Source organism: Trinickia sp., from assembly GCF_051961175.1.
Taxonomy (GTDB): domain Bacteria; phylum Pseudomonadota; class Gammaproteobacteria; order Burkholderiales; family Burkholderiaceae; genus Trinickia.
On record NZ_JBQCDN010000187.1, the window covers coordinates 1 to 10,899 of the forward strand.

General features: G+C 63.7%; 9 protein-coding genes. 3 read left to right on the plus strand and 6 right to left on the minus strand.

Features of this window, described 5'->3' with window-relative positions:
* On the plus strand, positions 1 to 1,080 hold a 1,080-nt coding region (gene rpoN / locus ACTHL0_RS10835), incomplete at its 5' end, for an RNA polymerase factor sigma-54 (RefSeq protein ID WP_440566733.1).
* A gap of 130 nt (positions 1,081 to 1,210) precedes the next feature.
* Here the strand turns inward: rpoN and otsA are convergent.
* The 4 genes from otsA to ACTHL0_RS10855 form a co-directional block, all read right to left on the minus strand.
* The gene (gene otsA / locus ACTHL0_RS10840; RefSeq protein WP_440566735.1) at positions 1,211 to 2,632 is read right to left on the minus strand and encodes an alpha,alpha-trehalose-phosphate synthase (UDP-forming); all 1,422 of its coding nucleotides are present in this window, start codon (positions 2,630 to 2,632) and stop codon (positions 1,211 to 1,213) included.
* A gap of 174 nt (positions 2,633 to 2,806) precedes the next feature.
* A complete protein-coding gene (locus ACTHL0_RS10845) occupies positions 2,807 to 3,025 on the minus strand; it encodes a hypothetical protein (protein WP_440566737.1) in 219 nt (72 codons plus the stop codon).
* Positions 3,026 to 3,505: 480 nt separating this feature from the next.
* Complete coding sequence (locus ACTHL0_RS10850) at positions 3,506 to 4,912, minus strand: sigma-54-dependent transcriptional regulator (protein ID WP_440566738.1); 1,407 nt, start codon at positions 4,910 to 4,912, stop codon at positions 3,506 to 3,508.
* A gap of 199 nt (positions 4,913 to 5,111) precedes the next feature.
* Positions 5,112 to 5,396: a hypothetical protein gene (locus tag ACTHL0_RS10855; protein WP_440566739.1), complete on the minus strand. Its 285-nt coding sequence runs from the start codon at positions 5,394 to 5,396 to the stop codon at positions 5,112 to 5,114.
* A gap of 288 nt (positions 5,397 to 5,684) precedes the next feature.
* Here ACTHL0_RS10855 and ACTHL0_RS10860 point away from each other — a divergent pair, with 288 nt between their 5' ends.
* On the plus strand, positions 5,685 to 6,746 hold the full coding sequence (locus ACTHL0_RS10860) for a sigma-54 interaction domain-containing protein (RefSeq protein ID WP_440566740.1): 1,062 nt from the start codon (positions 5,685 to 5,687) through the stop codon (positions 6,744 to 6,746).
* Between the two features lie 93 nt (positions 6,747 to 6,839).
* On the opposite strand, the gene ACTHL0_RS10865 is transcribed toward ACTHL0_RS10860, so the two are convergent.
* Together ACTHL0_RS10865 and ACTHL0_RS10870 are read right to left on the minus strand one after the other, a co-directional pair.
* Positions 6,840 to 8,189 (minus strand): ABC transporter ATP-binding protein, encoded by a 1,350-nt coding sequence (locus ACTHL0_RS10865; protein ID WP_440566741.1) that lies wholly within the window; start codon positions 8,187 to 8,189, stop codon positions 6,840 to 6,842.
* A 69-nt stretch (positions 8,190 to 8,258) separates the two neighbouring features.
* The gene (locus ACTHL0_RS10870) at positions 8,259 to 10,013 is read right to left on the minus strand and encodes an ABC transporter permease (protein ID WP_440566742.1); all 1,755 of its coding nucleotides are present in this window, start codon (positions 10,011 to 10,013) and stop codon (positions 8,259 to 8,261) included.
* A 634-nt stretch (positions 10,014 to 10,647) separates the two neighbouring features.
* Here ACTHL0_RS10870 and ACTHL0_RS10875 point away from each other — a divergent pair.
* A partial coding sequence (locus ACTHL0_RS10875) for a double-stranded DNA-specific endonuclease (RefSeq protein ID WP_440566743.1) occupies positions 10,648 to 10,899 on the plus strand: 252 nt, incomplete at its 3' end.

Consider the following 10,899-nt stretch of genomic DNA (forward strand, 5'->3'; position numbering starts at 1 on the left):
CAGCCGACGATGCACGAGCATCTGCACGGTCTGCTGCACCTGTACCCACTGAACGAACGGGACCGCGCGGCCGCGCAGATCGTCATTGAAGCGCTGGACGATGACGGTTACTTGCGCGAATCGCTCGATGAACTCGCGAGTGCATTCGAGGCCGATCCGCCGCTTGGCGAGGAGGAATTGCGTGTGGCGCTGCGGCTGGTGCAAACGCTCGATCGTCCTGGAGTCGGCGCGCGCTCGCTGTCGGAATGCTTGGGCCTGCAGCTGGATGTGATGCCGCCCGACACGCCGGGACGCGCGGTGGCGCGCGAACTCGTCGAACATCATCTGGAGCGGCTCGCGCGACGCGAGCACGCGGAGCTGCAAAAGCAACTGGGTTGCTCGGCAGAAGAGTTGCGCCAAGCCTGCACACTGGTGCGGCGGCTCGATCCGAAGCCCGGTCAATTCTATGCGCCCTCCGACGACAACTACGTCATTCCCGACGTGATCGTGCGCCGCGTGAAAGGGCGATGGGTGGCATCGATCAACCCGGCGGTGCTACCGCGCGCGCGCATTCACCGTGTCTATGCGGAACTGTTCGCCCAATCCGGCGGCGCCGGCTCACCGCTCGCGCAGCAACTGCAGGAAGCGCGCTGGCTGCTGCGTAACGCGGAGCAGCGCTTCACGACGATCCAACGCGTCGCGCAGTGCATCGTCTCCTATCAAAAGGCGTTCTTCGACTACGGTGAAATCGCATTGAAACCGCTCGTGCTGAGCAAGCTTGCGGAAGAGCTCGGTCTGCATGAATCGACGGTGTCGCGGGCGTCGAGCAACAAGTACATGGCCACGCCGCGCGGCATCTTCGAGTTCCGCCACTTCTTCCCGCGCGAACTCGCGACGGAGACGGGCGGCCGCTGTTCCGCCGCCGCCGTGCGCGCGTTGATCAAGGAAATGATCGATCAGGAAGATGTGCGCAACCCGCTGTCTGACGTCGCACTCGCAAAGATGCTGTCGCAGGAAGGCATGATCGTCGCACGTCGGACCGTTGCCAAATATCGCAATCTGCTGAAGGTGCCGCCGGCGCAATTGCGCCGCCAAGCGTAACCGCCCCTCGCCTGCAGCCCGCCGCGCGGCGCGAGCAAAAAACAAGGCCGGCGCTTCCCAAGCGCCGGCCTTGTTTCATGGTTGCCGATGCGGCATCCGATGCCTTATCGCATCCGATGCCTTATCGAGTTCAAGCGGCGATGTCGGCCAATTTGACGGCCTTGCGCGTGAACGAAGCCGCCGTCGTCACATGGCGCAAGTCGGCCAGGAATGCATCGCGCCACGTCGATAGATCGCCCGAGCGCAGTTGCGCCATCATATCGGCATGCCTTGCCTTGCGATCTTCCAACGGCATCGACAGCGCACGCTCGAGCGCTTCGGCCATCTGCGTCAAATCGAACGGATTGACCAGCAGCGCACCGGGCAACTGTTCGGCCGCGCCCGCGAACTGCGATAGGACGAGCACGCCCGGATCCTCGGGATCCTGCGATGCGACATATTCCTTCGCCACGAGATTCATGGCGTCGCGCAAAGGGGTGACGTAGCCCACTTGCGACAGGCGGAACAGCGCCATCAGCAGATTGCGCTCATATTTGCGGTTCAGATACTGAATCGGCGTCCAGTCGAGCTGCGCGAAACGGCCGTTGATTCGCCCGGCCTCGCCCTCCAGCGTCTGCCGGATGCGTTGGTACGTCTGCACGTCCGAACGCGTCGGCGGTGCGATCTGCACGAGCGAGACTTTGCCGTGCCAATGCGGTGTGCCCAGCAGCAGACGCTCGAAAGCCTGAAAGCGCTCCACGAGCCCTTTCGAGTAGTCGAGACGATCGACGCTCATAATGAGCTTGCGTCCGAGCATCGCGTCGCGCAGCGTGCCCACTTGCTTGCGATCGGAGAATTGCTGCGCCGCTTTGGCAATGGCGTCGGGATAGATGCCGATGGGATAGGCTCCCACCTTCAGCACGCGTCCGAACGCGTGGATCATTCCATCGTCGCTCGCGGTGCCGAAACCGCCACGCTCGATGTAGTCGATGAACGATTGTCGATCGGCCTGTGTCTGGAACCCCAGCACATCGAAGCTGCACATCGCCTTGACGAGCTCTTCATGCGGCGGCACGGTGCGCAGCATCTCCGGCACCGGAAACGGGATATGCAGGAAAAAGCCGATCGGATTGGCGACGCCAAGATCGCGCAACGCGCGCGCGAACGGCAGCAGGTGATAGTCGTGAACCCAGATGATGTCATCGGGCTTGAGCATGGCCTTCAATTGTCTGGCCAGCGTTGCGTTGACGCGCAGGTAGCCGGCGTACTCTTGCCGATCGTAGCGGGATAAGTCGGTGCGGTAGTGAAACGTCGGCCATAAGGTCGCGTTCGAAAACCCCCTGTAGTACTGATCATAATCGCGTCGTGTGAGGCCAACGGTCGCATACGTGACGTTGCCTTGCTTCTCGATCGACGGCACCTGCGATTCGCCGACGATCTCTCCGCTCCACCCGAACCAGACGCCCCCCGTTTCTTTCAGGGCGTCCAGCACGCCGATCGCGAGCCCCCCCGCCGCGGGGCGGCCCTCCTGCGTCGGCGCGACGCGGTTTGACACCACGATTAGTCTACTCATTGCGGCTCCACCTCTTCGGTTGGCATTTCTCGCGCGGCGAACCCTCTCGCCGCCGCTCGATATGCTGCACGCAAGGGCCGTGCCTCCCAATCGTCTGACATAGCGAACGCGCAAGCGCGCGCCGGCACGCACGCCAAGCCGCGCGCCGGAACCTACGTGGTCGAAACTGCGCTGCTAAGCGTCCTGTTCGGAGCCCAGTTCGCGCTGATAATCGAGCCCTTCGGCTCGCGCGCCCCCTTGGTTGTGCTCGCCGTCGGCCGCTGCATCGGGTGCCGGACGGTTTTGCTTCGATGGATCGGATTCAGTGATCGATCGAGTGGGAAAGCCGCTCCCATTCTTCGCTTCGCGCTTGAGCGAATGGCGCGCTGAGCGCCGCAACGCGGGGTGTCTCATGGAACGATCTCCAAGAGCCGAGCGGATGCCCGGGCAGGCAAAGCACTATCGTCTCAAGTTTAGGATGCCAAACGGATAAGCGCGCGGTAACAATTGCGTCAGATTTGTAACCGGTACAGCCGCACGTCAGTGCATCGGTGGAATATCGATCGGCACGGGAGGCGGATCGCCAATCGGCGGCTGGCGTGGTTCGGGCGGTTCACGCTCGGGGACACGCCCCGGGACCGGCGGATCCTTCGGAGGCGGCACGGGCGGATCCGGTTCCGGGGTATGAAGATGGAAGCGTATAGGCGTGCCGCGCGCTGCGCCCAGCGCGGCAGATATCGAAACGGGCATCGAAAGGGACCTCGTCGGCAACCAGGAATGACGAGCCCTGACGAGCAAATCGTTTGCCATGGCGCAACCGGCCAGGAACAAAATCGCCGCTCCACCCGCCGCAGCGCGAGAGCGCACCGCTGCGGGCGGAACGCCATCATGCAATCAGTTGCCGGCTGTGGCCTCTCCCGTCTCGCCGGCCGCATCGTCCTCGCCCGCCGCCGATTTGGCGTCTTCACCGTATTCGACAAGGCGGTTGTAGAGCGTCTTCAGACTGATCCCGAGAATCTCGGCTGCACGGGTCTTCACGCCCCCACACTGCTCGAGCGTCGCAAGAATGAGCTGGCGATCGGCCATCGCGAGCGAGGTCCCGAACGGGATCGTCACGGCGGTGCCTGTCGACGGCTTGGACAATGAGATCTGCAAGGGCACCGCGGCCGTGCAGTCGGCCTCCGGAGCAGCCATGATAAAAGCGCGCTGCACGTAGTTCTTCAATTCCCGCACGTTGCCGGGCCAGGGGTACGACAGCATCATGTCCTTCACCGCGGGCGGGAACTGTTTGCGTGAACCGTGACGGTCGTTGAGTTCGTCGAGGAACGCTTGCGCGAGCAGCCATACGTCATTGCCGCGTTCGCGCAGCGGCGGCAAGCTGATCGGGAAGACGTTGAGCCGGTGATACAGATCGAGCCGCAGCTTGCCTTCGAGCACCGCTTCCTCGGGATCGCGATTCGTCGCGGCAATCACGCGCACGTCCGTTTCGATCTCCTTGGTCGTGCCGACCCGCATGAACATGCCTGTCTCGAGCACGCGCAGGAATTTGACCTGCAATTCAGCAGGCATCTCCGTGATTTCGTCGAGAAAGATCGTGCCGCCGCTCGCGCGCTCGAAGTATCCCTTGTGCTGCCGATCGGCCCCCGTGAACGAGCCGCGCTCGTGCCCGAACATCTCCGATTCAATGAGGTTCGGCGAAATCGCGCCGCAATTGACGGCCAAAAACGCATGCTTGCGGCGCAAGCTCAATTCGTGGATGGTCTGGGCCGCCACTTCCTTGCCCGTGCCCGATTCGCCGACGAGCAGCACGGAGGCTGCTGTCGGCGCCACGCGCCCGATCTGGTCGTAGACCGATTGCATCGCGGGCGAATTGCCGAGCATGAAACCAAAACGGCCCATGCGGCGCAACTCGCCGCGCAGCGTCCCGATTTGCGCCTTCAGATCGCCCGCGCGCGGCAACCGATCGAGCACGGCCTTCACCCGCTGCATGTTGATCGGTTTGACGAGGTAGTCCGTCGCGCCCATCTTCAACGCGGTCACGGCCGATTCCACCGTCGCGTGGCCGGTGATGACGATAATTTCGACGCCCGAGCGCGGATCGAGATCCTCGAACAAGTCGACGCCGCTGCCGTCGGGCAGTTGCAGATCCGTGAACACGACATCCGGCGTTTGGCGCACGAGCTGGATCCGAGCCTCGCGCAAATCGCCGGCCGTCGCGGTCGTCAAGCCGTCGGCGGCAATGATCGATACGAGGGCTTCGCGGGTCTCGGGATCGTCGTCGACTATCAGCACATGTGGCATCGGTGTTCGCTGTCGGTGATGAATCGTGGTTGAAAAAAGGGGCATACCCGGGCGTTCGGAACGAACGCGGGCCACCCCGCTCGACTCGACGATATTGTGCCTAGACGAGCCGAGTCAGGCGAGCACTTCGGTGCACCGGTACGAACGAGCGCCGCCGAACCGGCGGCGCCGTGGATACGATCGCTCGCGGGAAGCGGCGTCAGCTATGCCCGTGCGGGAAGATCCATGCGTCGCGCGTGCCGCCGATGCGCCCGAAGGCGCCGTGGCCGGCGCCATTGGGCATGACGTCGCGCGCCGGGGCGGTATCGGACATCGACGGCGCCGCAGCCATCCCAGCCGCGACTGCGCCGCCTTCGCCCTCCCACCGGTTCAACTCGCTCGCAAGCCGTGCCTGCGAAGCGCGATGCTTTTGGGCCCAGCGCCATGCGATCACGCCGCCCACGGCGACGAGCGCGCCAAAAATACCGATTTTAGGACGAGCCATACGATCCCCCTGGCATTGCCCGGTTCATTGAACGAATGCGACGAATGCGAGGTTAAGCGGCACTCGCGTGCAGCCCGGACCTTCTTGGGATCGATCCGGACCCGTCAAGTTCCCTCGCTGTCGAATTCGGCCAGCCGCAGTTTTCATGCCTGGGACAACGCAAGACGCGGGGTGCGTACTGCTGCCGTTGCGTGGTTAAATACTCTTTTGGAACTAGCCGCGCGCATCGGCGCCGAAGGAAGGTCGCGTCATTCTTCCAACCGTCGATGCTCCATGGACTGCAATCACATGCCCGAGTCTACCGATGTAGAAACGCCAGCCGCGGCGCCGGATCAAGCCGCAGCGGCACGATTCGCCACCAGCCTCGCCCGCGATGCGGCGGGGCTCGAATCGTATGGGATGCTCTATGGTTCCTCGCCCTCGATGCTGGATCTGTACGAGCAGATAGAGCGCGTCGCATCCACCGATGCCACCGTGCTCGTGGTCGGCGAATCCGGCACCGGCAAGGAACTCATCGCACGCACGATTCACGACCGCAGTTCGCGCAAGAGCGGCCCATTCGTCGCCGTCAACTGCGGCGCCATTCCGGACAGCCTGATTGAAGCAGAGCTGTTCGGGCATGAACGCGGCAGCTTTACCGGCGCCGTGCAAGGCCGCGCCGGCTACTTCGAGCACGCGAACGGCGGCACCCTGTTCCTCGACGAGATCACCGAGATGATGCCCGTGCGCCAGGTCAAACTGCTGCGTGCGCTCGAGACGGGTACGTTCTATCGCGTCGGTGGTAACGAACTGCTCCACAGCGATGTGCGCGTCATTGCCGCCACGAATCGCGATCCGCTCGTTGCCGTGAAGGAAAACGGATTGCGCGAAGATTTAATGTACCGGCTCGCCGTGTTTCCGTTGCGTGCGCCGCCGCTGCGCGAACGCGAAGGCGACCGCGAATTGCTCGCGCAGCATTTCCTCGCCGAGCTGAACGCACAAGAAGGCACAAGCAAGGCATTCAGCAAGCGCGCGAGGGAAACACTGCGCACCTACTCGTGGCCCGGCAACGTGCGCGAGCTGAAGAACAGCGTCTACCGCGCGTTCATCCTCGCGGAGAAAACGATCGAGATCGAGCATCCTCGGCTCGCCGCGCGCTCGAAAAAGGCCGTGACCCAAGGCGATGTGATGAGCATTTGGGTCGGCACGCCGCTCGCCGAGGCGCAGCGGCAGATCATTCTCGGTACGCTCAAGCACTGCGGCGGCGATAAACGAAGGGCCGCGAAAGCGTTGGGTGTCAGCCTCAAAACGCTCTACAACCGTCTCGGTGCGTACGAGGACGAAGACGACACGCCGGCGTCGGACGCATGAAAGCAAACGCGCCGCACGCGCCCCGGGCAAGGGAACGGATGCGGCGCGTTCGGCAGCCTCACATGACCGCAGCCGGTAGGCTTCGTCTCTCGCTCAGGACTCGACGTCTTCCAGACTGAAGATTTCCGTCTGGTCGTTGTACGAGAAAATCTCGCCGTAACGGCCCCAGTTGATGACTGCATCGAGCGTTTCTTCCGCCGCGCTGTCCGATAGAAAATCCTCGAGTTCCTGCTCGAAACGCACGCGCGGTGCACGATGGCCCGGCCGCTCGTTGAGCACCTTCTTGATCCGCGCCGCAAGCGGGACGTGCCGCAGCAGATGCTCGGCGAACATCATCTTGCGCTCCTGCGTCCCGAATTCGGCGAATACCCGGGCCGGCGGCGTGAGGAAGATGTCGCCTTCGCGCACGTCGGCAAAGCCGAGGTGCTGCAGCACTTCCGCGATCGGAAAGAGATCGTCGACTTCGAGATGCAGCGAACGCGCGATTTCAGGCATGTCCGCGCGGCCGTGATAAGGCGGCGCCGCCAACGTTTCGATCAGACCGGCCATCAAGTTCGTCGACACGCTGGGCAGCCAGCTGCCGAGCTCGAGCCCCTGCTTCGTGGCTTCGTCGGTGCGGCGGGCCGTCATCTTCGCGTAGATCTCGTCCACGAGCCGCCGGAACGCCGGATCGAGCCGGTTGCGCGGGTGGGCAAACGGCACTTTGATTTCCGCCAACACGCGCCCCGGATTCGACGCGAGCACCAAAATCCGATCGCACATGAACACCGCTTCTTCGATGTTGTGCGTGACGATCAGCACCGATTTGATCGGCATGCGCCGCTGCGTCCAGAGGTCGAGCAAATCGGTACGCAACGTCTCGGCGGTCAGCACGTCGAGCGCCGAGAACGGCTCGTCCATCAGCAGCAGCGTCGGGTCTACCACCAGTGCGCGCGCGAAGCCCACGCGCTGACGCATCCCGCCCGACAGCTCGCGCGGATAGGCGTTTTCGAACCCGTCCAGACCGATGAGGTCGATCGCGGCCAGCGCGCGCTCGCGCCGTTCGCGCGCCCCGACGCCCAGCGCCTCGAGCCCGGCTTCCACGTTCTGCAGCACGGTCAGCCAAGGAAACAGCGCGAACGTCTGAAACACCATCGCCACGCCTTCGGCGGGGCCCGACAGCGGCTCGCCGAGGTAGCTCACCTCGCCGGCCGTCGGTTCGATTAGGCCCGCGATGATGCGCAAGAGCGTGGATTTGCCCGATCCCGACCGCCCGAGCAGCCCCACGATCTCGCCTTCGCGCAGCGAAAGATTGACGTCGTCGAGCACGAGCAGCTCGCCCTGCGCTTTGGCGAAACCGCGGCGCACGCCCTTGACGTTGAGAACTTCCTCGCCCAGACGCGGCGCGGTCGTGGCCGCGCCGGCGAACGGCGCGGCGCTTAGGTCAGCTTTGGGATTTTGCATTGCGCTTCACTCTTGATTTGAGCACTCGGTCGGCGCGCGAGCCACAAAGGCGCGCCTGGACGGCATGGGTCAGTCGAGCCGCAGCTTCGCCTCCGCATAGGCGTACAGCGGACGCCACAGCAGACGGTTGAACAACGTCACGAACAGCGACATCACGGCGATGCCGAGAATGATCTTCGGGAAATCGCCGGCTGCCGTGTATTGCGCGATATAAGCGCCGAGCCCGTGCGCCGCGACCTTCGTGTCGCCCCATTGCACGAGTTCCGACACGATGCTCGCGTTCCACGCACCGCCCGATGCCGTGATCGCCCCCGTCACGTAATACGGGAAAATGCCCGGTAGCATGGCCTGGCGCCACCACTGCCAGCCGCGAATGCGGAAGTTCGTCGCCGCCTCGCGATAATCGTTCGGATAGGCCGTCGTGCCCGCGATGACGTTGAACAGGATATACCACTGCGTCCCGAGCACGATGAGCGGCGACAGCCAGATATCGGGGTTCAGATGGAACCGAACGATCACGATGACGAAGACCGGGAACAGCAAGTTCGCCGGGAACGCGGCGAGAAACTGCGCGATCGGCTGCACCTTCTCGGCAAGTGCGGGCTTCAACCCGATTTTGACGCCGAGCGGCACCCAGATCAGCGACGAAATCGCGATCAGCACGACGACGCGTGCAAGCGTAATAAAGCCGAGCAGGAACACATGGCCTACATCGGCCCCCGTCACGCCCGTACGCACGTAGGACACGACGCGCCAAACGACGTAGACGGTGGCGACCAGCAAGAGCAGCGCCCAGACGATATCGGCGGCCAGCGAACGCTTCTCGCTCTTGGCCAAGCGCGCGAACGAGACGGTATCGATGCGCGGCAAACGCAACGGCAGGCGCGCGAGTTTAGCGAACACCCAGCCGGCGGGCACGAGCAGCAAATGGATGAGACGCGTGCGGCGCACGAGGTCGAGCAGCCAAGATTCGGGGGCATCGCCGGAACTCGTCGTTTCCATGCGGAACTTGTCGGCCCAGGCGACGAGCGGGCGGAACATCAATTGGTCGTAAGCCAGAATCACGACCGTCATCGCCAAGATCACCCAGCCGATGGCGGGGAGATTCTTGTTCGCGATCGCTTGCGCGAGATAGGCGCCGATTCCCGGCAGCGTGATCGTGTTGTTGCCGACGGTGATCGCTTCGGAAGCCACGACGAAGAACCAGCCGCCCGACATCGACATCATCATGTTCCAGATCAGCCCCGGCATCGAGAACGGCACTTCGAGCTTCCAAAAGCGTTGCCAGGCCGTGAGGTGAAAGCCGCGCGACACTTCGTCGAGGTCGCGCGGCACCGTGCGCAGCGACTGGTAGAAGCTGAACGTCATGTTCCAGGCTTGCGAAGTAAAGATCGCGAAGATCGCCGCCAGTTCGGCGCCGAGCACGCGCGCCGGGAACAGCGCCAGGAAGAACGTGACCGTGAAGGAAATGTAGCCGAGCACCGGCACCGACTGCAGAATGTCCAGAATCGGCACCAACACCATGCCCGCGCGGCGGCTCTTGGCGGCCAAGGTCCCGTAGACGAGCGTGAACACGAGCGAGGCCACCATCGCGGCCAGCATGCGCAGCGTCGTGCGTAGCGCGTACTCGGGCAGCATCGCCGGATTGAGCGAAATGACCTGCGTCTTCAGGGTCGAGATCGGCGCCATCGTCTGGTGAAAGCCGATCGCGGCCATGGCGATCACGCAGATGATGAGCGGGAAGGCGACGAAATCCCATCGGTTGGGCGCAAGTCGCCACGCCGAAGCATTGGCCGTGCGGTTCAGGTTAAAGCCGAAATCCATCACGCCCCCCTCGCGCCGCGCGGCGAACGATAAGCGGACGCGGGCAGGCCGGGGGCGCAGCCGGCGGGCGCCGGCGAGCTGGCGCGGCGCAGTACGCACGGGACGGCGGGACGATCCGAGACACGGAATACAAGCATGACGAGCGTATGGTTGCGGTGATGCGTTTTGAGTGCGAATCGTTGACTGCTGGACCGTGCGTTTTGGCTTGCCGGCCCTTGCCGCCTTTTCGACGGCACGACACTACTACAACCTGTGTTTCAGGCACAACCGCGCCGGTCACAAAATTCGCGCCAGCCCGGCATTTCGCCGCTTCGCCCCCGCGCGAGCCGTCAGCGGCACGCGCGCGCGGGCACCGCGGCTCGAACTTCGGCGCGGCGCGCGAACATCGTCGAAAATTGCCTATCGCCGCCCTTTGCCGCGGCAAAGCCCCGCGATACCGCGCCCTCGGGCGCAAAAAATGCGAGGCACGACGAGCGAACGCGAAATTATGCCGTGAAGCGGGGCTGCGGGGAACCCACGGGCGGTCGACCGAGGGCCGCTCGACGGAAAATCGGCGAGCAACGGTACTTCGGCGAGAGCGCGTATGATCGGTTTCTCGTGGCGAGTGAACCTACCGACCTACCGGGAGATGCGCATGAAAGGAAATCTGGTCATCGTCTGTCGCGACCAGGATGCGAACGCCTTCGACGACCTCATGGCCGAATACGGCGCGTTCCAGACCAGGCTATCGTCCACCTCGTGGTATTTGAAGCTCGACACCGAACCGGAGGAAATCCAGGAGGAAATCCTCGCCCGGCTCGGCAAATATACGACGCACTATATCTTCGAAGCGAACAGCGTCACCTACAACACGGTCGATAGCGAGGCGGCCGCCGCACTCGATTCG

What these genes read in the sequence shown, in the direction of transcription:
- ACTHL0_RS10860 (WP_440566740.1), top strand. Translation starts at nt 5,685, where the DNA reads ATGCCCGAGTCTACCGATGTAGAAACGCCAGCCGCGGCGCCGGATCAA.
- ACTHL0_RS10865 (WP_440566741.1), bottom strand. Translation starts at nt 8,189, where the DNA reads ATGCAAAATCCCAAAGCTGACCTAAGCGCCGCGCCGTTCGCCGGCGCG.
- ACTHL0_RS10850 (WP_440566738.1), bottom strand. Translation starts at nt 4,912, where the DNA reads ATGCCACATGTGCTGATAGTCGACGACGATCCCGAGACCCGCGAAGCC.
- ACTHL0_RS10855 (WP_440566739.1), bottom strand. Translation starts at nt 5,396, where the DNA reads ATGGCTCGTCCTAAAATCGGTATTTTTGGCGCGCTCGTCGCCGTGGGC.
- otsA (WP_440566735.1), bottom strand. Translation starts at nt 2,632, where the DNA reads ATGAGTAGACTAATCGTGGTGTCAAACCGCGTCGCGCCGACGCAGGAG.
- ACTHL0_RS10870 (WP_440566742.1), bottom strand. Translation starts at nt 10,013, where the DNA reads ATGGATTTCGGCTTTAACCTGAACCGCACGGCCAATGCTTCGGCGTGG.
- ACTHL0_RS10845 (WP_440566737.1), bottom strand. Translation starts at nt 3,025, where the DNA reads ATGAGACACCCCGCGTTGCGGCGCTCAGCGCGCCATTCGCTCAAGCGC.